Annotated in this window: 20 protein-coding genes; 12 read left to right on the top strand and 8 right to left on the bottom strand. The window is 70.7% G+C overall.

Translation table 11 applies throughout. The features are described 5' to 3' along the window. Nucleotides 1-5 precede the first annotated feature (5 nt). Genes HNR67_RS36020 through hsaB form a run of 8 tightly spaced genes read left to right on the top strand, consistent with a single transcriptional unit; the run spans nt 6 to nt 7769 of the window. The gene (locus HNR67_RS36020; RefSeq protein WP_185007312.1) at nt 6-1607 is read left to right on the top strand and encodes an FAD-binding protein; all 1602 of its coding nucleotides are present in this window, start codon (nt 6-8) and stop codon (nt 1605-1607) included. Next, nucleotides 1594-2388, top strand: a complete 795-nt coding sequence (locus HNR67_RS36015) for a 2-keto-4-pentenoate hydratase (RefSeq protein ID WP_185007310.1) — start codon at nt 1594-1596, stop codon at nt 2386-2388. The genes HNR67_RS36020 and HNR67_RS36015 overlap by 14 nt, the downstream gene beginning before the upstream one ends. Continuing rightward, a complete protein-coding gene (locus HNR67_RS36010; RefSeq protein ID WP_185007300.1) occupies nt 2385-3275 on the top strand; it encodes an acetaldehyde dehydrogenase (acetylating) in 891 nt (296 codons plus the stop codon). The genes HNR67_RS36015 and HNR67_RS36010 overlap by 4 nt, the downstream gene beginning before the upstream one ends. Further along, nucleotides 3272-4291 (top strand): 4-hydroxy-2-oxovalerate aldolase, encoded by a 1020-nt coding sequence (gene dmpG, locus HNR67_RS36005; RefSeq protein WP_185007297.1) that lies wholly within the window; start codon nt 3272-3274, stop codon nt 4289-4291. The genes HNR67_RS36010 and dmpG overlap by 4 nt, the downstream gene beginning before the upstream one ends. Then, the gene (gene hsaA / locus HNR67_RS36000) at nt 4288-5454 is read left to right on the top strand and encodes a 3-hydroxy-9,10-secoandrosta-1,3,5(10)-triene-9,17-dione monooxygenase oxygenase subunit (protein WP_185007295.1); all 1167 of its coding nucleotides are present in this window, start codon (nt 4288-4290) and stop codon (nt 5452-5454) included. Before dmpG ends, hsaA begins: the two co-directional genes overlap by 4 nt. Continuing rightward, nucleotides 5454-6323 (top strand): 4,5:9,10-diseco-3-hydroxy-5,9,17-trioxoandrosta-1(10),2-diene-4-oate hydrolase, encoded by an 870-nt coding sequence (gene hsaD / locus HNR67_RS35995; RefSeq protein WP_185007292.1) that lies wholly within the window; start codon nt 5454-5456, stop codon nt 6321-6323. The genes hsaA and hsaD overlap by 1 nt, the downstream gene beginning before the upstream one ends. Nucleotide 6324: 1 nt before the next feature. After that, nucleotides 6325-7230, top strand: a complete 906-nt coding sequence (hsaC, locus tag HNR67_RS35990; protein ID WP_185007290.1) for an iron-dependent extradiol dioxygenase HsaC — start codon at nt 6325-6327, stop codon at nt 7228-7230. Beyond that, the gene (hsaB, locus tag HNR67_RS35985; protein WP_185007289.1) at nt 7227-7769 is read left to right on the top strand and encodes a 3-hydroxy-9,10-secoandrosta-1,3,5(10)-triene-9,17-dione monooxygenase reductase subunit; all 543 of its coding nucleotides are present in this window, start codon (nt 7227-7229) and stop codon (nt 7767-7769) included. The genes hsaC and hsaB overlap by 4 nt, the downstream gene beginning before the upstream one ends. Here the strand turns inward: hsaB and HNR67_RS35980 are convergent. Genes HNR67_RS35980 through HNR67_RS35960 form a run of 5 tightly spaced genes read right to left on the bottom strand, consistent with a single transcriptional unit; the run spans nt 7738 to nt 13144 of the window. Beyond that, nucleotides 7738-8733, bottom strand: a complete 996-nt coding sequence (locus HNR67_RS35980) for an acyl-CoA dehydrogenase family protein (RefSeq protein ID WP_221490167.1) — start codon at nt 8731-8733, stop codon at nt 7738-7740. The two genes, hsaB and HNR67_RS35980, sit on opposite strands and share 32 nt — an antisense overlap. Further along, nucleotides 8718-9671 carry an acyl-CoA dehydrogenase family protein gene (locus HNR67_RS35975; protein WP_185007287.1) on the bottom strand — a complete coding sequence of 318 codons (954 nt, stop codon included), beginning with the start codon at nt 9669-9671 and terminating at the stop codon, nt 8718-8720. Before HNR67_RS35975 ends, HNR67_RS35980 begins: the two co-directional genes overlap by 16 nt. Further along, on the bottom strand, nt 9668-10795 hold the full coding sequence (locus HNR67_RS35970; RefSeq protein WP_185007285.1) for an acyl-CoA dehydrogenase family protein: 1128 nt from the start codon (nt 10793-10795) through the stop codon (nt 9668-9670). Before HNR67_RS35970 ends, HNR67_RS35975 begins: the two co-directional genes overlap by 4 nt. Before the next feature lies 1 nt (nt 10796). Then, on the bottom strand, nt 10797-11624 hold the full coding sequence (locus HNR67_RS35965; protein ID WP_185007283.1) for an enoyl-CoA hydratase: 828 nt from the start codon (nt 11622-11624) through the stop codon (nt 10797-10799). Continuing rightward, entirely contained in the window at nt 11624-13144 is a 1521-nt protein-coding gene (locus HNR67_RS35960) for a FadD3 family acyl-CoA ligase (RefSeq protein WP_185007281.1), read from the bottom strand. Before HNR67_RS35960 ends, HNR67_RS35965 begins: the two co-directional genes overlap by 1 nt. Nucleotides 13145-13218: 74 nt before the next feature. Here HNR67_RS35960 and HNR67_RS35955 point away from each other — a divergent pair, with 74 nt between their 5' ends. From HNR67_RS35955 to HNR67_RS35940, 4 genes are read left to right on the top strand one after another with little or no spacing between them, the layout of a single operon-like run. Then, nucleotides 13219-14358, top strand: a complete 1140-nt coding sequence (locus tag HNR67_RS35955; protein ID WP_185007279.1) for an acyl-CoA dehydrogenase family protein — start codon at nt 13219-13221, stop codon at nt 14356-14358. Then, nucleotides 14355-15125, top strand: coding sequence for an SDR family oxidoreductase (locus tag HNR67_RS35950; protein ID WP_185007277.1), 771 nt, complete (start codon nt 14355-14357; stop codon nt 15123-15125). The genes HNR67_RS35955 and HNR67_RS35950 overlap by 4 nt, the downstream gene beginning before the upstream one ends. A 14-nt stretch (nt 15126-15139) precedes the next feature. Further along, entirely contained in the window at nt 15140-15766 is a 627-nt protein-coding gene (locus HNR67_RS35945) for a TetR/AcrR family transcriptional regulator (RefSeq protein ID WP_185007275.1), read from the top strand. 22 nt (nt 15767-15788) lie between these two features. Continuing rightward, a complete protein-coding gene (locus HNR67_RS35940; protein WP_185007273.1) occupies nt 15789-16943 on the top strand; it encodes an acetyl-CoA C-acetyltransferase in 1155 nt (384 codons plus the stop codon). A gap of 281 nt (nt 16944-17224) precedes the next feature. On the opposite strand, the gene HNR67_RS35935 is transcribed toward HNR67_RS35940, so the two are convergent. From HNR67_RS35935 to HNR67_RS35925, 3 genes are all read right to left on the bottom strand, one after another. Beyond that, nucleotides 17225-18508: a tetratricopeptide repeat protein gene (locus tag HNR67_RS35935; RefSeq protein WP_185007271.1), complete on the bottom strand. Its 1284-nt coding sequence runs from the start codon at nt 18506-18508 to the stop codon at nt 17225-17227. After that, a complete protein-coding gene (locus HNR67_RS35930; protein ID WP_246492668.1) occupies nt 18505-19026 on the bottom strand; it encodes a M15 family metallopeptidase in 522 nt (173 codons plus the stop codon). The genes HNR67_RS35935 and HNR67_RS35930 overlap by 4 nt, the downstream gene beginning before the upstream one ends. Nucleotides 19027-19213: 187 nt before the next feature. Then, nucleotides 19214-20182 (bottom strand): phosphotriesterase family protein, encoded by a 969-nt coding sequence (locus tag HNR67_RS35925; RefSeq protein ID WP_185007267.1) that lies wholly within the window; start codon nt 20180-20182, stop codon nt 19214-19216. Between the last annotated feature and the right edge of the window lie 57 nt (nt 20183-20239).

Here is a 20239-nt window from a genome sequence, read left to right as displayed (position 1 = left end):
ATCCTGTGTCGACCGCGTGGGACGACCGTGCTGAGGTTGTCGTGCTCGGGTTCGGCGCGGCGGGCGCGTGCGCGGCGATCGAGGCCGCGGCCGGTGGCGCCGACGTGCTGGTGGTGGACCGGTTCAGTGGCGGCGGCACCACCGCGATCTCCGGCGGCGTGGTCTACGCCGGTGGCGGCACGAAGATCCAGTCCGCGGCCGGGGTCGGCGACTCGGTCGAGGCCATGCACGCCTACCTGCGCGAGGAGGTCGGCGACGCGGTCTCCCCGGAGACCCTGCGCCGCTTCTGCGCCACCAGCGCCGACCACCTCGAATGGCTGCGCCGTCAGGGTGTGCCGTTCGAGGGCAGCCTGTGCCCGTACAAGACCTCCTACCCGGACAACCGCTACTACCTCTACTTCTCCGGCAGCGAGAACTCCGGCGCCTTCCGCCGCTACGCCGTGCCCGCCCCGCGCGGCCACCGCGCCAAGGGACCAGGCACCTCGGGAGCCACGCTGTTCACCGCATTGGCCGAATCCGTGCGCTGCCAGGGCGCACGCGTGCGCACCCAGACCACCGCGCGCCGACTGATCGTCGAGCGCGGGCGGGTCACCGGGGTGGAGTGCCGGAGCCTGGACCGAGCGCCGGGCTGGGTGCGGCTCGCACACCGGGTGCTGAGCCGGTACGCGGCCAAACCCGGGGTGTACCTGCCCTGGCTGCGGCGGCTGCTGCACGGGCGGGTGGCCGGGCTGGAACGGCGGCACGGCAGGCGGATCCGGATCGGCGCCACCACCGGGGTGATCATCGCGGCCGGGGGATTCGCGGAGAACCGGGAGATGCTGCGCGAGCACGCGCCGGACCATCGCGGCGGGCTCGCCCTTGGCACGCCTGGGGATGACGGCTCCGGCATCCGGCTCGGCGTCGAGGCCGGGGCGGCGACCGCGTTGCTGGACCGGGTCTCCGCCTGGCGGTTCCTCAGTCCGCCCAGCGCGTTGCTGTCCGGGCTGCTGGTGGATCGGGACGGGGCCAGGGTGATCGACGAGTCCCGCTACGGCGCGGCCGTCGGCGAGGCGTTGATCAGCAGGCATCGCGGGCGTGGCTGGCTGCTGGTGGACGCGGCGATCCTGGCCGAGGCCCGCCGCCAGGTGCCGCGGCAGGCACTGTGGTTCCAACGGGTCCAGGCCTACGCCCAGCTCGCCGCGCGGGTCACCGGGCCGACACTGGAATCGGTGGCCGCCCGCGCCGGGGTCGACCCGGCCGGACTGCGTGCCACCGTGCGGGCGCATCAGGACCGGGTGCGCCGCCGGGCCGCCGACCCGACCGGGCGGCCCGCCGAGCTGTCCAGGGAACTCCGGCCGCCGTTCGCCCTGCTGGACATGTCGATCCGCAACCGGCTCAACCCGTGTCCGATGCTGCCGCTGGGCGGACTGGTCGTGGACGAGCGGACCGGGGCGGTGCGCCGACCGGACGGCTCGGCCATCCCCGGCCTGTACGCGGCCGGGCGCTCCGCGGTCGGCCTCTGCTCGCGCTCCTACGTCAGCGGCCTGTCCCTGGCCGACTGCGTGTTCTCCGGCCGCCGTGCCGGGGCCCACCTCGCCGCAACCAGGAGGTCCGGTGCTCACCGCTGACCAGCGCGTCGACGCCGCGGAGTTGTTGCGCGCGGCCGAGACCGAGCGCAGACCGATCGGTCCGCTGATCCGCAGCCACCGCGGCATCGACGTGGTGGACGCCTACCAGATCCAGCTGCTCAACATCCGCCGCCGACTGGACGCGGGACGGCGGGTGCTCGGGCACAAGGTCGGGCTGTCCTCCGCGGCCATGCAACAGATGATGGGCGTCACCGAACCCGACTACGGACACCTCCTCGACGACATGGCCCTGGCCGAGGACGTGCCCGTCGATCCGCGCCGGTTCTGCCAGCCCCGGGTGGAGGTCGAGGTGGCCTTCATCCTCGGCGAGGACCTGCCGCCCGGCTGCACCGAGGCCGAGGTGCTGGCCAGGACCGCTGCCCTGGCCCCGGCCATCGAACTGATCGACAGTCGGATCACCGACTGGCGGATCAGCCTGCCGGACACGGTGGCGGACAACGCCTCCTCGGCCGCGTTCGTGCTCGGCGCGGCCCGCGTCCCACCGTCCCATGTGGACATCAAGCGGATCTGGGCCAGCCTGTCCCGCAACGGCGAGGTACTGGCCAAGGGGCGTAGTGACGCGGTGCTGGGCAATCCGGCCACCGCGGTGGCCTGGCTGGCCGGGAAGGTGGCGGGCTTCGGCGTGCGACTGCGGGCCGGGGACGTGGTGCTGCCCGGCTCCTGCACCCGCGCCTACGACGCCAATCCCGGCGACAACTTCCACGCCGATTTCACCGGACTGGGCACCGTGTCCCTGACGTTCCAGGAGGGCCAGGCATGACCAAGGCCGCCGCCGCCATCGTCGGCTCCGGCAACATCGGCACCGACCTGCTGTACAAGCTGCTGCGCTCGCCGGTGATCAGTCCACAATGGATGGTCGGGGTGGACCCGGACAGCCCTGGGCTCAAACGGGCCGCCGACCTTGGCCTGTCCACCACCGCCGACGGCGTGGCCTGGTTGCTGTCCCAGCCGGAGTTGCCCGAGCTGGTGTTCGAGGCCACCTCCGCCGCCGTGCACCGGGCCAACGCGCCGCGCTACGCCGAGGCCGGGATCACCGCGATCGACCTGACCCCGGCCGCGCTCGGCCCCGCCGTGGTGCCGCCGGTCAACCTCGGTGAGCACCGCGAGGCCGGCAACGTCAACCTCACCACCTGCGGCGGCCAGGCCACCATTCCGATGGTGCACGCGGTGTCCAGGATCGTGCCGGTGCGCTACGCCGAGATCGTGGCCAGCGTCGCCTCGGTCTCCGCCGGACCCGGCACCAGGGCCAACATCGACGAGTTCACCCGCACCACCGCCCGCGGCATCGAGCGGATCGGCGGCGCGGAACGCGGCAAGGCGATCATCGTGCTCAACCCGGCCGATCCGCCGATGGTCATGCGGGACACCGTGTTCTGCGCCATCCCGGAGTACGCCGACCGGGCCGCGATCACCGCCTCGGTGCTGGCCATGGCCGCCGAGATCGCCGGGTACGTGCCCGGCTACCGGCTGCTCAACGAACCCCACTACGACGATCCCAGTCCGGCCACCGGCGGGATGGCCAGGGTGACGGTGTTCCTGGAGGTGGAGGGTGCCGGGGACTTCCTGCCGCCCTACGCGGGGAACCTGGACATCATGACCGCCGCGGCGACCCGGGTGGGCGAGCAGTTGGCGGGGGTGCGGGCGTGATCGACATCCGGGTCACCGACACCGCGCTGCGGGACGGGTCGCACCACAAGCGGCACCAGTTCACCCCCGAGGAGGTGCGCGCGATCGTGGCCGCGCTGGACGGGGCCGGGGTGCCGGTGATCGAGGTGACCCACGGCGACGGACTCGGCGGCTCGTCCTTCGCCTACGGCTTCAGCCACACCCCCGAACAGCACCTCATCCGGGTCGCCGCCGAGACCGCGACCCAGGCCAGGATCGCCTTCCTGATGCTGCCGGGCGTCGGCGTCACCGATGACATCCTCGCTGCCAGGGACAACGGCGCCGATATATGCCGGATCGCGACACATTGCACGGAGGCGGATATATCGGTCCAGCACTTCGGGCTGGCCCGCGACTGGGGACTGGAGACCGTCGGGTTCCTGATGATGGCCCACTCCCAGCCGCCGGAGGTCCTGGCCAGACAGGCGCGGATCATGGCGGATGCCGGGTGCCAGTGCGTGTACGTGGTCGACTCGGCGGGCGCGCTGGTGCTCGAACAGGTCAGCGACCGGGTGGCCGCGCTGGTCGCCGAACTCGGCGAGGACGCCCAGGTCGGGTTCCACGGGCACGAGAACCTGGGGCTCGGTGTGGCCAACTCGATGGCCGCGGTCCGGGCCGGGGCGAGACAGATCGACGGCAGTGCCCGCCGGTTCGGGGCCGGGGCCGGGAACACCCCGACCGAGGCGTTCGTGGGGGTGGCCGACAAGCTCGGTTTCCGCACCGGCATCGACTTCTTCGCCATCACCGACGCCGCCGAGGACGTGGTCCGCCCGGCCATGCCCGAGGAATGCCTGCTGTCCCGGCTCGCCCTGGTGATGGGCTACACCGGCGTGTACTCCAGCTTCCTCAAGCACGCCGACGACCTGGCCCGCCGCCATCAGGTCTCAGGCGCGCAGATCCTGGTCAGGGCCGGCGCGCGCAGGCTGGTCGGCGGCCAGGAGGACCAACTCATCGACATCGCACTGGAACTCCAGCGAGAGAACGGGATCGTGTCATGACCGAGCAGGTGATCGCCGCCGTCCGCGAGCTGCTGCCCGCGCTGCGGGACCGGGCGCAGGAGGCCGAGGACCTGCGCCGGATCCCCACCGAGTCCATCAAAGCCTTGCAGGAGAACGGCTTCTTCAAGCTGCTGCAACCCACCCGGTACGGCGGCCAGGCCGCGGACCCGGTGGTCTTCTACGAGGCGGTCACGCTGATCGCCGCGGCCTGCGGCTCCACCGGCTGGGTGGCCTCGGTGCTCGGCGTGCACCCTTGGCACCTGGGCCTGTTCGACGACCGGGCGCAGCAGGACGTGTGGGGCGAGGACGTGGACACCCGCATCTCCTCCTCCTACGCCCCGGCCGGCCGGGCCACCCCGGTGGACGGCGGGTTCCGGTTCAGCGGCCGGTGGAGCTTCTCCTCCGGCTGCGACCACGCCACCTGGGTGCTGCTCGGCGGCCTGGTGCTCGGCCCGGAGGGCAAGCCGGTGGACTTCCGGACCTTCCTGCTGCCGATCGCGGATTACTCCATTGTGGACGTCTGGGACACGGTCGGCCTGCGCGGCACCGGGTCCAACGACATCCTGGTGGAGGACGTGTTCGTGCCCGAGCACCGCACGCTCAGCTTCAGCCACACCGCCAAGTGCGCCTCCCCCGGCCAGGAGGTCAACCCGGAGCCGATCTACCGGCTGCCCTACGGCACCGTGCACCCGTTCGCGATCACCGCGCCGATCATCGGCATGGCCCGCGGCGCCTATGAAGCGCACGTCGGGCACACCAGGGCGCGGATCCGGGCCGCCTACCTCGGCGAGAAGGCCGCCGAGGACGGCTTCGCCCAGGTGCGCATCGCCGAGGCGGCCGGTGAGATCGACGCGGCCTGGTTGCAACTGCGGTCCACTGTGGACGAGGAGATGGCGTTGATCGCCGCGAACGAGCGGATCCCGGTGACGTTGCGGCTGCGGGCCAGACGGGATCAGGTGATGGGCACCGGGCGGGCGATCGCCGCGATCGACCGGCTGTTCGAGTCCGCCGGTGGCAAGGCGATCAACAACGGGCTGCCGATCCCGCGGTTCTGGCGGGACGCGCACGCCGCGCGGGCGCACGCGGCCAACGACCTGGAACGCGCGCTGGTGATGTTCGGCAAGCACGAGCTGGGCATCCAGGTGCGGGACGGGATGTTCTGATGACCGCCTCGGTGCTCAGTTTCGAGTCCACCAGCCGCTACGCCGAGGCCGGCGGGCTGCGGCTGCACTACCACGAGGCCGGTCCCGCGGACGGCCCGCCGCTGGTGCTGTTGCACGGCGGCGGTCCCGGCGCGAGTTCGTGGAGCAACTTCGGCCGCAACCTGCCGGTGTTCGCCCAACGGCATCGCACGATCATGCTGGACCAGCCCGGTTTCGGGCACTCGGACAAGCCGGAGATCACCGGCCACTACTTCACCTTCAGCGCCGACGCGTTGCTGGCACTGCTTGATCACCTGGAGATCGGCAGGGCGGACCTGCTCGGCAACTCCCTCGGCGGCGGCACCGCGGTGCGCTTCGCGTTGCGGCATCCGGCGCGGGCCGGGCGACTGGTGCTGATGGCGCCGGGTGGCTTGGGGCTCAACGTGTTCGCGCCCGACCCGACCGAGGGCGTCAAGAAGCTGGCCCGTTTCGGCGCGCCGCCGGGGCCGAGCCGGGAGAAGCTCGCGGAGTTCCTGCGCACCCTGGTCTTCGACCCGGCGATGGTCACCGACGAGTTGGTGGAGGAGCGGTTCGCGGTGGCGAGCACGCCGGAGTCGTTGCGTGCCATGGCCTCGATGGGCAAGTCCTTCGGCAGGCCAGACAGTTATGAGGACGGCCTGCTGTGGCGGGAGGCACACCGGCTGCGGCAACGCGTGCTGCTGGTGTGGGGCCGGGAGGACCGGGTGAACCCATTGGACGGCGCGCTGTTGCCGCTCAAGCTGATCCAGCGGGCGCAGCTGCACGTGTTCGGGCGGTGCGGGCACTGGGCGCAGCTGGAGAAGTTCACCGAGTTCAACCGGCTGGCGCTGAACTTCCTCGGGGAGGACTGAGATGGGCATCCGATCGCTGGCGTACCTGCGCATCGAGGCCACCGACGTGCCGAAGTGGCGCGAGTTCGGCCTCAAGGTGCTCGGCATGGTCGAGGGCAAGGGCGCCGACCCGGCCGCGCTGTACCTGCGGATGGACGATTTCCCGGCCCGGCTGGTGATCCTGCCCGGCGAGCGCGACCGGCTGGCCGCGGCGGGCTGGGAGGTCGCCAACGAGGCCGAGCTGACCGAGGTCGCGGACCGCCTGGACGCCGCCGGGGTGCCGGTGAAAGCGGCCGAGAAAGCGGAACTGGCGGACCGGCGGGTCACCGGCATGATCAGCTTCGAGGACCCGTCCGGGAACACCCTGGAGGTCTTCCACGGCGCCGCGCTGGAACACCGGCGGGTGGTCAGCCCGTACGGGCACCGGTTCGTCACCGGCGAGCAGGGCCTCGGGCACGTGGTGCTCTCCACCCACGACGACGCGGCGGCGCTGGCCTTCTACCGGGACGTGCTCGGCTTCCGGCTGCGGGACTCGATGCGGCTGCCCCCGCAACTCGTCGGGCGGCCGGCGGACGGGGATCCGGCCTGGCTGCGGTTCTTCGGCTGCAACCCTCGCCACCACAGCCTGGCGTTCCTGCCGATGCCCACCCCGTCCGGGATCGTGCACCTGATGGTCGAGGTGGAGGAACCCGACGACGTGGGCCTGTGCCTGGACCGGGCGCTGCGGCGCAAGGTGCCGATGTCGGCGACCCTGGGCAGGCACGTCAACGACCTCATGCTGTCCTTCTACATGAAAACCCCCGGCGGGTTCGACGTCGAGTACGGCTGCGAGGGCAGGCAGGTCGAGGACGAGAACTGGATCGCCAGGGAGAGCACGGCGGTGAGCCTGTGGGGTCACGACTTCAGCATCGGGCAGCCACCGTCGTGACCGTCGACAGTGGACTGACCGCGGACCGGTTCCGCGCGGTGCTCGGGCACTTCTGCACCGGGGTGGCGGTAGTGACCGCGCCGGGACCGGTCGGGTTCGCCTGCCAGTCCTTCGCGGCGCTGTCCCTGGACCCGCCGCTGGTGCTGTTCTGCGCGGGCCACACCTCGCGGTCGTTGCCGCTGATCCGGCAGGCGGGCGTGTTCGCGGTGAATATGCTCGCGGAAGATCAGCAGGGACTGTCCACTGTGTTCGGTCGAAGTGGACCGGACAAGTTCGCGGGGGTTGACTGGAACCCGGCCGGGAGCGGATCGCCGTTGCTGGCCGGGGTGCTGACCTGGGCGGACTGCGAGTTGCGGGCCGAGCATGACGCCGGTGATCACGTGATCGTGGTCGGCGAGGTGCGTGAGCTGGGACCGGTCAGCGAGCGGCGGCCACTGTTGTTCTATCGCGGGCGGTACGCGGCCACCGACGGCGGTGGCGAGTCGCCGGGGCACCTGGACTCGTTGTTCACCTGGTCGCGGCCGACCGACTGGATGTGAGGTCCAGCAGTCCGGCCAGCCGGTCCAGGTGCTGGGCCGGGGTGCCGAACAGGTGCGAGCTGCCGTGCGCTCGTTTGAAGAACAGGTGCGCGTCGTGCTCCCAGGTGATCGCGATGCCGCCGTGCAGCTGGATCATCTCACCGGCCACTGTGGACAGCGCCTCGGAACAGTGCACCTTGGCCAGGGCCGCGTAGCGCGGGAGTTCGGTGGGGTCGGCCAGGGCGTGCAGGGCGGCCGCGGCGGCGGAGCGGGCGGTTTCCACGGTGAGGTGCAGGTCGGCGAGGCGGTGCTTGATCGCCTGGAAGGAACCGATCGGGCGGCCGAACTGGACCCGGGACTTGGCGTAGTCGACCGTCCGGACCAGGGCGTCGGCGGCGATCTCGGCCTGTTCGTAGGCGAGCAGCACACATGCCTGGTCGCGGAGCTGGTCGAGGTCGACGGGACCGAGGTGGTCGGCCGGGGTGTTGGCGCAGTGGAGGGTGCCCAGTGGGCGGGTCGGGTCCAGTGCGTTGGTGTCGACGCGGGAGCAGGTGCGCGGGAGGAACAGGGCGGGGCCGGTGGCGGTCTGGGCGAGGACCAGGGTGAGGTCGCCGTCGAGGACGTAGTGCGCGGTGCCGGTCAGGGTGCCGTCGTAGGTGCAGGCCGGGGTTGTCCAGTGTCCTTTGTGGTCGGTCCAGGCGAGGGTGGCCGGTTCGCCGCCCGCGATGCGGGGGAGCAGGCGGGCCTGGGCCTCCGGGTTTCCGGTGGCGAGGATGGCCTGGGCGGCCAGGGTGGAGTTGAGCAGTGGGTTGGGGGTGAGGCGGAGTTCGCCGAGGGCGATGGCGACCTCGGCGAGACCACCGCCCTGGCCACCGTGGGTGTCCGGAATGGACAGTCCGAGGTCGATCTCCCGGTGACCACGGGACAGGGCGGAGCGGATGGTGGCGCGCAGGGCGAGTTGATCCTCGGTCAGTCCCAGGTCCATGAGTCCTCCGTGAGCGCGGCCATGACCCGGCCGCGATGGTGGTCCTGGGTGCCCCAGCTGGTGTGCAGGGCGCGGACCAGGGTGAGCCAGCGGCTCAACGGATATTCCCGGGTGTAGCCGATCGCGCCGTGCAGTTGCAGCGCGGTGCGCGCGGTGCGCTGGGCGGCGTCGGCGGCGGCCACCCTGGCGGCGGAGACATCGCGGGCGGTGCGGGTGAGGGCGGCGGCGTGGGTCAGCGGGCGGGCCAGTTCGAGGGCGACGTGGGCGTCGGCGAGGCGGTGCTGGACGGCCTGGAACGCGCCGACCGGGTGACCGAACTGGGTGCGGGCCTTGGCGTGCGCGACGGTGAGGTCGAGCATGGCCCTGGCCGCGCCGAGGAGCTGGGCGGCGGTGGCCAGGGTGGCGAGGTTGAACGCACGGGCCGCTGCGGCGCGGACGACTGGGCCCTGGGCGAGGGGAGTGGTCGGGGTCAGGTGGTGCAGCTGGCGCTCGGGGTCCACAGAGGACAGTGGAGTGCGGGGTGCGACGGAGTTGGGGCTGGGGCGAGGTGCGGGGGTCGCGGTCGTGAGGGTGTTCTGGTCGAGATGGAAGTAGCGACTGGCGGTCAGGGCCAAGGGGGTGTGTGGGGGCATGACCAGTGACGCCTGGGTTCCGGTGGCGAGTTCGGTCAGTAGCTCGGGTTGTTCGAGGTCGGTTAGCAGGGTGGGAAGAGCGGCCAGGGTGTCGGCGAGTGGGCCGGGGACGGCGTGGTGGCCCAGCTCCTCCATGGCCACCACCAGGTCGATCGGGTCCGCGCCCAATCCGCCGTGTTCCACGGGGATGAGCAGGGCGGGGACGCCGAGGGTGACGAGGGTGGGCCAAGGGTCCTTTGTGGACTCCAGGGCGGCGTGGAGGGTTTTGGCGAACTGGCTTTGCTCTGGAGTGAGGGCGAATCTCATCGGGGGCTCCGGGGGAGGCCGAGCAGGCGTTCCGCGACCACGGTGCGCTGGATCTCGTTGGTGCCCGCGTAGATCGGACCGGCCAGTGCGAACAGCCAGCCACGCAGCCAGTCGCTGTCCAGTTCCGCTTCCGCGCCGAGGAGGTCCAGGGCGGTCTCGTGCAGGGACAGGTCGAGTTCGGACCAGAACAGCTTGCCCACACTGGATTCCGCGCCCAGCTCGCCGCCCTCGGACAGGCGGGTGACGGTGGCCAGGGTGTGCAGGCGGTAGGACTGGGCGCCGATCCAGGCGTCCACCACCCGGTCGCGATGCACGGGATTCTTGTTCTGCTGCCAGAGGTTGACGAGTTTGCGGGCGGTGGCCTGGAAGCGGCCGGGGCTGCGCAAGGACAGGCCGCGTTCGTTGGCCGAGGTGCTCATCGCGACCCGCCAGCCGTCGCCCGGTTGACCCAGCACATCGGCATCCGGGACGAAGACCTCGTCCAGGAAGACCTCGGCGAAGCCGGGTTCGCCGTCGAGCTGGGCGATGGGGCGGACGGTGACGCCGGGGGCACGCAGGTCGAACAGGAAGTAGGTGAGGCCGCGGTGGCGTTGCGCGTCCGGGTCGGTGCGGAACAGGCCGAAGGCCCGGTCGGCGAAGGCTGCCCGGGAACTCCAGGTCTTCTGCCCGGACAGCAGCCAGCCACCGCTGGTTTGCCTGGCGCGACTGCGGATCGCGGCCAGGTCGCTGCCCGCCTCGGGTTCGGACCAGGCCTGGGCCCAGATCTGCTCGGCCCTGGCCATCGGTGGCAGCAGGCGTTCGCGTTGCTCGTCGGTGCCGTGGGTGAACAGGGTGGGGGCCAACAGGAAGATGCCGTTCTGGCTGACCCGGGCCGGGGCGCCCGCGGCGTAGTACGCCTCCTCGAACAGCAGCCAGTGCAGCAGGTTCGCCTCCCGGCCGCCGAATTCGCGCGGCCAGCTCACCACCGACCAGCGGGCCTGGGCCAGGGAGTGCTCCCACTCGCGGTGCGCGGCGAAACCCTCGGCGGTGTCAAGGGAAGGCAGTCGGGCGGGGGTGTGCTCGGTGAGCCATTCCGTTGCCTCGGCACGGAAAGCGCGCGCTTCGGCGTCCAGGGTCAGGTCCACCTCAGCGGTCCGCTCGCATCGACTTGGCGTCCAGCCCGGACAGTGCGTCCGGACCGGTTTCGGCGTTGTGCGCGTGCGCCAGGTGGTGCAGGCCGAACACCGAGTCCATGCCCGCCCGCTGACCCATCAGGTCCTCGCACTGGTTGACCGCGCGTTTGGTCAGGGCCAGGCCGAACTGCGGCATCCTGGCGATCCGTTCGGCGAGTGCGAAGGTGGCCTCGGCGAGTTCGGCGCGCGGCACCACCCGGCTCACCATGCCCCACTCGAAGGCACGGGCCGCGCTGAACCGGTCGCCGGTGAACAGCACCTCCTTCGCCGCCCGCGGACCCAGCACCCACGGGTGCGCGAAGTACTCGACGCCGGGAATCCCCATCCGCACCACCGGATCCGCGAAGAACGCGTCCTCCGACGCCACGATCAGGTCGCACACCCAGGCCAGCATCAGCCCGCCCGCGATGCACGCGCCCTGCACCATCGCGATCACCGGTTTCGGGATCTCCCGCCAGCGGCGGCACATGCCGAGGTAGACCTCCATCTCCCTGGCATAGCGTCGATCCCCGCCCTCCCGGTCGGTGTGGTCCCACCACAGCACGGCTTTCCGGTCGAAGGCGGTGTCCGCGTCCCGGCCGGGGCTGCCGATGTCGTGCCCGGCGGAGAAGTGCTCGCCGGACCCGGCCAGCACGATCACCTTGACCTCGGGATCGTCCACCGCGCGGGCGAACGCCTCGTCCAGGGCGTAGGTCATCGCCGAGTTCTGCGCGTTGCGGTACTCCGGGCGGTTCATCGTGACCACCGCCACCGCGTCCTTGCGGACGTACTCGACCACCATCAGCTCTCCTCGCGCAACCGCTGTTTGAGCACCTTGCCGGAAGCGTTCCTGGGTAAGGAATCCCGGAACTCCACCGAACGCGGCACCTTGAAGTTGGCCAGCCGTGCCTTGCAGAACTCCAGAACGTCCGAAGTGGACAGTGCGGCGCCGGGACCGGTCACCACGAAGGCACGGCCCACCTCGCCGAGTCGTTCGTCCGGCACGCCGATCACCGCGGCGGCGGACACCCCGTCCAGTCCGGCCAGGGCCTTCTCGATCTCCGCCGGGTACACGTTGAACCCGCCGCTGATGTACATGTCCTTGAGCCGGTCGGTGATGGTGAGACAGCCATGCTCGTCCAGGCGGCCGATATCGCCGGTGTGCAGCCAGCCATCGCCGTCGATCGCGGCCGCGGTGGCGACCGGATCGTCCAGGTAGCCGAGCATCAGATTGGGGCCACGCAACAGGATCTCGCCGTCACCGGCCAGCCGCAGCTCGAACCCGGCGGCGGGGCGGCCGCAGGTGGTGGCCACGGTGACCGGGTCGTCGCCGGGGTGGCACATGGTGGCCACCACCGCCTCGGTCAGCCCGTACGCGGTGAGCACGGTGTCGAAACCCAGTTCGGTCCGCATCCGCTCGACCAGGCGCACCGGCACCACGGCCGCGCCGGTCACCGCCAGCCGCAACGTGGACAGGTCCGCGGTGTGCTCATGGTCCAGCAACGACTGGTAGATGGTGGGTGCCCCGGGCAGCACGGTTATCCGCTCCCGCTCGATCAGCCGGACCGTGGTGGCCGGGTCGAACACGGCCTGGGGCACCAGGGTCGCGCCGGTGAGCAGGCTCGCCAGGATGCCGATCTTGTAGCCGAAGCTGTGGAAGAACGGGTTCACCACCAGGTAGCGGTCACCCGTGCGCAGTCCGGCCAGTTCCGCCCAGGCCGCGGCCACGCCGAGGGACTGGTGGTGCGCGCTCATCGCGCCCTTGCTGCGGCCGGTGGTGCCGGAGGTGTAGAGGATGTCGCTGACCTCGTTGTCCCGCACTGATTCCGCGCGCGCCACCACCGCGCGCGCCACCACCGCGTGTGGCGGAACCGGCGAGCCGGTCAGGTCAGGGGCCGGCGCGGCGGAGTCGACCGGGATACGCAGCACGGTGCGCAGTTCCGGTGGCAGCCCGGCCCGGCGTAGCTCGGCGAGGCGGTCGACGCCGAGGAATTCCTCGGTGACCACCAGGGCTTTCGCGCCGCTGCGGGTGAGTACGTCCAGGGTTTCCGCGGCGGTGAACCGGGTGTTGAGCGGGACCAGGGTGCCGCCCGCGTACAGCGCGCCGAGCGCGGCCACGATCCAGTGCGCGGTGTTCGGCCCCAGCACGGCCACCCGGTCGCCCGGATGCAGGTCCGCGCCGAGGAACACCCCGGCCGCCGCGCGCACCCGGTCCAGCAGGCCGGTGAAGTTCCAGCGGGTCTCGCCGTCCACCACGGCCTCGGCCGCGCCGAACCGCTGCGCCGCCGAGTGCAACGCCGCGGGGATGGTGCTGGGATTCACCGAACACCTCCAAGCAAGTGCTTGGTAGGCTAGCCTACGCAGGTCGGTGCGCCTTGAGAAGCCTGGAGGCCGACATGGATACGTTCCGTTGCGCGGTCAGGGAATGGCTCGCGACCAACCTGACCGGCGAGTTCGCCGCGCTGCGCGGGCTCGGCGGGCCGGGTCGCGAACACGAGGCATTTGAAGAGCGGCTGGCCTGGGACCGGCACCTCGCCGCGGCCGGCTGGACCTGCCTGGGCTGGCCGGTGGAACACGGTGGCCGGGGGCTTTCCCTGGCCGAACAGGTCGTCTTCCACGAGGAGTACGCCCGCGCCGAGGCCCCGGCCCGGGTGAGCCATGTGGGTGAGGAGTTGCTGGGGCCCACGCTGATCGCCTTCGGTTCACCCGAACAGCGGCAACGGTTCCTGCCCGGGATCGCCACCGTGAGCGAGCTGTGGTGCCAGGGCTATTCCGAGCCGGAGGCCGGGTCGGACCTGGCCGCGGTGCGCACCACCGCGCGCCGGGACGGGGACGAATGGGTGGTCAACGGGCAGAAGGTGTGGACCTCGCTGGCCCATCTGGCCCAGTGGTGCTTCGCCGTGGTGCGCACCGAACCGGGGTCACGACGACAGGCCGGGCTGTCCTACCTGCTGATCCCGATGGACCAGCCCGGCGTGCGGGTGCGGCCGATCCGGCAGCTCACCGGGACCGCCGAGTTCAACGAGGTCTTCTTCACCGACGCCCGCACCTCCGCGGAACTCGTTGTGGGCCAACCGGGTGACGGCTGGCGGGTGGCCATGGGCACGCTGACCGTGGAACGCGGCGCGGCCACCCTCGGTCAGCAGGTCGGGTTCCGGCGGGAACTGACCGCGCTGGTGGAGCTGGCCAGGGAATGCGGGGCCCTGGAGGATCCGGCGATCCGGGAACGGGTGACCAGGGCGTGGATCGGGCTGGAGGTCATGCGGGCGCAGGCGGTGCGCACGATGTCCGGGCCGCGTAACGGGTTCGAGGCGTCGGTGGCCAAACTGTGCTGGTCCCGCTGGCATCGCGGCCTCGGCGAACTGGCCATGGCGGTGCGTGGTGCGGCCGGGCTGACCGCGCCCGATGATCTGGACCGGTGGCAGCGGCTGTACCTGTTCAGTCGCGCCGACACCATCTACGGCGGCTCGGACGAGATCCAGCGCAACATCATCGCGGAGCGGATTCTGGGGCTGCCCAAGGAGGTTCGGCCGTGAGACCACCCGAGGGACACGGGCTGCTGACCGGGAAGGTCGCGGTGGTCACCGCGGCCGCAGGCACCGGGATCGGCGCGGCCGCCGCGGAACGCTGCCTGCTGGAGGGCGCGGCGGTGGTGGTCAGCGACTGGCACGAGCGACGACTCGGCGAGACGGTCGAACGGCTGGCCGCCGAACACGGTGACCGGGTGACCGGGATTCCGTGCGACGTCACCGACGAAGCCCAGGTGCAGCAACTGTTCACCGGCGCGTCCGTCCATTTCGGACGACTCGACGTAGTGATCAACAACGCTGGACTCGGCGGCACCGCGTCGATCCTGGACATGACCGACGAGCAGTGGCAACGGGTCCTGGACGTCACGCTGAACGGGACCTTCCGCTGCACCAGGGCGGCGTTGCGGCTGCTGGTCGAACAGGGCCAGGGCGGCGCCATCGTCAACAACGCCTCGGTGATCGGCTGGCGTGCCCAGGCCGGGCAGGCGCACTACGCTGCGGCCAAGGCGGGCGTGATGGCGTTCACCCGGTGCACCGCGCTGGACGTGGCCCAGCACGGCATCCGGGTCAACGCGGTCGCGCCCAGCCTGGCCACGCATCCCTTCCTGGCCAAGGTGACCAGCGAGGAACTGCTCGCCGAACTGGCCGGGCGGGAGGCGTTCGGCCGGGCGGCGCAGCCCTGGGAGGTGGCCACCGTCATGATCTTCCTCGCCAGCGACTACGCCACCTACCTCACCGGCGAGGTGCTGTCGGTGAGCAGCCAGCACCCGTGACCAAGGAGAACCGCGTGACCCCACGACGTGCCCCCGACACCGGCGGATCGCAGCGCCGGGCCGAACTGCTCGCGCTGGCCGCGAAGCTGTTCGCCGAACGCGGGTTCCGGGCGACCACGGTCCGCGATATCGCCGACGCCGCCGGGATCCTCTCCGGCAGCCTGTACCACCACTTCGACTCGAAGGAGTCGATGGCCGACGAGATCCTCACCGGGTTCCTCAACGAGCTGTTCGGGCGCTACCGGGAGATCACCGCCACCGACCTCGGCCCCCGGCAACGGCTGGAACAGGTCGTGATCAGCTCCTTCGAGTGCATCGACAAGCACCACGCCGAGGTGGCGATCTACCAGAACGAGGCCAAATACCTGGCCCAGCAGGAACGGTTCGGCTACCTGGGCGACCACAACGTGGAGTTCCGCAAGCTGTGGGTCGGCATCCTGGAGGACGGGGTGCGCGCCGGGGTGTTCCGGCCGGACCTGGATGTCGAGCTGGTGTTCCGGTTCGTCCGGGACACCGTGTGGGTGGCGGTGCACTGGTACCGGCCGGACGGCCCGCTGTCCGCCCAGGACGTGGCCCGGCAGTACCTCGGCATCCTGCTCGAGGGCATCGCCACCCGGCGACGTCCCGTCCGCAAGGCGTAGGCGAGAAGAGGAGGAGAGTTCCGTGCCCGAGGCGTACCTCATCGACGCAGTGCGCACTCCGGTCGGCCGCCGCGGCGGCGGACTCAGCACCATCCACCCGGCGGACCTGGGCGCGCACGTGATCACCGCGCTGTTCGAGCGCACCGGCGCCGATCCGTCCGAAGTGGACGATGTGATGTTCGGTTGCGTGGACACCATCGGCGCCCAGGCCGGTGACATCGCACGCACCGCCTGGCTGGTCGCGGGCTACCCCGAGCAGGTGCCGGGGGTGACCGTGGACCGGCAGTGCGGGTCGAGCCAGCAGGCCCTGCACTTCGCCGCCCAGGCGGTGATGAGCGGCACCGCGGACCTGGTGGTGGCAGGCGGGGTGCAGAACATGAGCCGGATCCCGATCGCCTCGGCGATGACCGTCGGCGAACAGTTCGGCGACCCGACCCCCACCGCGATGTCCCCCGGCTGGGCACACCGCTACGGCGACGAGGAACTGTCCCAGTTCCGGGCCGCCGACCACATCGCGCTGCGCTGGGAGATCAGCCGCGCGGAGATGGAGGAGTACGCCCTGGCCAGCCACCAGCGGGCGATCACAGCCAGGACGGAAGGCCGCTTCGACTGCGAGATCGTGCCCTGCAACGGCGTCTCCGACGACGAAGGCCCCCGCGCGGACACCACTCTGGACCGGATGGCCGGGCTGAAACCGTTGCGGGAGAACGGCCGCATCACCACCGCCCTGTCCAGCCAACTCGCCGACGGCGCCAGTGCGATCCTGGTCGCCTCGGCGGAGGCAGTCCGCCGGTACAAGCTGCAGCCCCGGGCGAGGGTGCACCACCTGTCCGCGCGCGGGGCGGACCCGGTGGCGATGCTGACCGCTCCGATCCGGGCCACCCGGCACGCGTTGCGGCGGGCCGGGATGACGGTGGACGAGATCGACCTGTTCGAGGTCAACGAGGCGTTCGCGAGCGTGGTGCTGGCCTGGATGCGCGAGGTCAAGGCCCCGTGGGAGAAGGTCAACGTCAACGGCGGCGCCATCGCCCTCGGCCATCCGATCGGTGCGACCGGGACCAAGCTGATGGGGACCTTGCTGAACGAACTGGAACGCACCGGCGGGCGGTTCGGGCTGCAGACGATGTGCGAGGGCGGCGGCCAAGCCAACGTCACCATCATCGAACGCCTGGGCTGAGAGAGGGACGTACAACAACAGCCAACCTGGCGTACAAGAACGGCCAACACACGGTACAACAACGGCCAACACGCCGTCCCAGAACGGCCAACACGCCGGGAGCTTGAACCCCAGCCGGCGTGTTGGCCGTTCTGGTACAGGGTGTTGGCCGTTGTGGACGGTGTGTTGGCCGTTGTGGGCGGGCGGGGTGGCTTTTCGAACTCCTCCCGAGCGGTTTCCCATCCTTTGATTTGTGCCCGTCCGGCGAGGGCGCTCTTGATCTTCGCTTTTGTTCCAGGAGGCTAGGTGGATTTGCCTCGGGCGATGTGGACGGTCATGGCGGTGAAGTCGAGGGTGATGTTGTACGGCTTGTAGAAGGAGTGCGAGAAGTGGACCAGGACGTCGAAGCCTTCGCGGCCGAGGGCGGGCTGGTCGTTGGCGTAGCAGTAGCTGTCCCTGGCGGTGGCGTTGCCGAGGCGTACCTCCCTCGGGTAACAGGGATAGGTGGTGAGGAACTGGCCGCCGGCCGAGGTTTCCAGTGGGCGGTCGTGGTCGATGCGGACCCGTAGCTGCTTGGCCGTTTCCTGGGTCATGCCCGCCATCATCTCGCCGGAGCCGCCGATGTTCAGGCCGGCCACCCGGGGGCCGGAGTCGACGACGCTGCCCCGGCTGAACAGCAGATGTTCGCGGGCCAGCCACAGCGGCAGGGGTTCGGCGCCCGCTCGTTCGGCGTCGGCGCGGACTTTCCTTGCCGTTTCGGGGGTTCGGCGGCGCAGGATCAGTGCTCGGCCGGCGTAGTCGATGGTGGTCAGGAAGTGGTACAGGATCCAGGTGCCGATCAGTCCGTCCGATCCGTGGCGGGCTTCGCCGTCGGACCAGCGGACGGGGATGTTGCGCAGCTCGATCTCGCCCAGTCTGAGGGAGTCCAGGATCCCGTAGTAGCTCCAGTGGATTTTGCCCTCGAACTCGATCTGGTCCTTGGACACGACCTGCAGTCCGGCGTCGGCGGCCGCTTTCGCCGACAGGGTCAGGGGCGCGACCCGGGTGTAGAAGGAGAGGTTCTTCGGCGGTCCGCCGTTGAGTGAGACCTCCATCAGCGGAACCGGGTCGAGCTGTTTCCACGGCAGCCGGGCGAGGTCACCGTGGATCTGGTACGGCTCGCCGCGGAAGGCCGCGAGCAACTTGGCGGCGGATTCCTGGCCCGCTGCCTGGCAACGCGGCGCGGCGAGGGCGAATTTGTCCTGCCGGGTGTAGCAGTCGGCCAGCAGCCGGTTGGCCTCCCTGTTGTCGGGTGCCAGGGTGATGGCCGTGGTGAGGTATTTCTCGGCGTCCGGGAAATTGTTGGACAGCAGCCCCACATAACCGCGCTGGCGGGCGGCGTGCGCGTTGCCGGGATCGGTGGTCAGGATTTTCTCGTAGGCGCGGCCGGCCTGGTCGAACTTCCCGGCCTTGAACAGTGCGTCCGCGTCACCGCCGGAGCCGGGCTGGGCCAGGGCCGACTGGCCCAGCAGTGGCGCCGCGGCGGCGGTACCGGCCAGTGCGGCCATCGCCCGCAACGCCGAACGTCTACCGAATTCGCTGGTCATCGTCGCATCCTCGGATCCTGGGTTGGGTCGGCGTACGGGAGTGGACAGCCGTTCCGGACGGCCTTGGGGCGTAGCTCGAAATGCCAGGGCTCGTTGCCGTAGATCCGGCACAGGCCGTACTCGGCGCCGTGTTTGGCCAGCCACGTCGTAGCTTTGGCCGGCCCCAGGTCGACCGCGTCCCCGGAGACGTGCAGCGATTTCTCCGCGGTGGCCACCCAGCGGGCGGCCTCCTCTTTCGAGCCGTACTTCGAGACGGCGTCGCGGAGCATCCGTTCCTGGTGTTCCGCGGAACGCCAGCCGCTGTTGACGACGAACTGGATGCCGACCTCCTCGGCGTCCTTCGCGGCCTTGCGCAGGGCGTCGAGCAGTGCCGGTTTGAGTTTGGTCACCGCCGGAATGTCGGTGACGAAGACCGTCACGCCGTCAGGGACGGAGCCGTCGGCCATGGTGAGACCGGGTGGGCCATGCCGGTCGCCGTGCGGGATTTCGATGGCCGAGTCGGGCGAAAGGGAAGGCAACTGGTGCAGGAAGACACCGACAAGCGCCGTGACACCGACCGCGAGGGCGATCAGGATCGCCGGCCGGGTGCGACGGGGTGCCGTTCGTGCTGATTCACCGAGGGGCATGCCGCCAGTCAAGGCAGCCGGACGTTGTCAGCCCGTATGCGGTTTCCGATACGCCGGCGATATGCGTACGGCAGTGGGCTCAGGCGGGGGTGAAGTAGTCGCGGGGGTTGGTGATCAGCATCTGGTCGATGTCCGACTGCGGCACGCCCTGGGACAGCAGGGTCGGGATGACGGTGCCGCTGAGGTAGTCGTAGCGCCAGTTGGGCAGAATCTGTTCCTTGACGCCGGGCGGGAACCAGTCGATGTGGCTGCAACTGTCCTGGGACAGCACCATCCGCTCCGCGTAACCCGCCGCGCACAGCGCCCGGACGGTCTCGATCCGCTGCTCGGCGGTGATCGCCAGGTCCAGCCCGAAGCGGTCCATGCCGAGGTAGGAACCGTTGTCCGCCAGGCGTTTCAGCAGATCCAGGTCGGTGGTGTCGCCGACGTGGCCGAGCACCACCCTGGACAGGTCCACGCCCTCGGCCTTGAGCAGGTCCTGGACCTCCAGGGGCGTGTTGTTGGTGACGCTGGTGTGCACGGTGATCGGCGCGCCGGTCTGGTGGTGGGCGGCGATCACCGCGTGCAGCACCCGGGTGACGTCCGGGGTCAGGCCGTGGATGTCGGCGGCGCACTTGAGGAACGCGGCACGCACCCCGGTGTCCGCGATGCCCTCGGTGAGGTCGCGCAGGAACAGCGGGATCAGCGGGTCCTCGCCGCCGAGGGTGGTGCCGGGGCCGCGGTGGTGCAGGGTCAGCGGCACGTCGCGGTAGGTGTAGAGGCCGGTGGCGACGATGATCGTCAGCTCCGGCACCCGCGCGGCCACCCGGAGCAGGCGCGGGATGTCCCGGCCCAGGCCCAGCACGGTGGGATCGGCGATGGCGGAGATGCCCGTGTCGCGCAGGGCCTGGAGCCGGGCCACCGCGTTGTCGATCTCCGCGGACTCGTCCCACAGGTGCGGGTAGTTGGCCATGATCTCGGTGTCCTGGATGAACACGTGCTCGTGCATCAGGGTGCGACCGAGCTGGTCCGGGTCCTTCGCACCGCCGAGGGTGTGCACGGTTGGCATGTCCTCCTGCATACCAGGCGGGCAGGTGTGGTGCGATGGGCCGCACGGTGGAGGAGG

Origin of the sequence: Crossiella cryophila, from assembly GCF_014204915.1 — a bacterium.
In the GTDB taxonomy this organism is placed as follows: domain Bacteria; phylum Actinomycetota; class Actinomycetes; order Mycobacteriales; family Pseudonocardiaceae; genus Crossiella; species Crossiella cryophila.
Note: the sequence above shows the minus strand (reverse complement) of the source record. Positions and strands in the feature narration are given on the sequence as shown.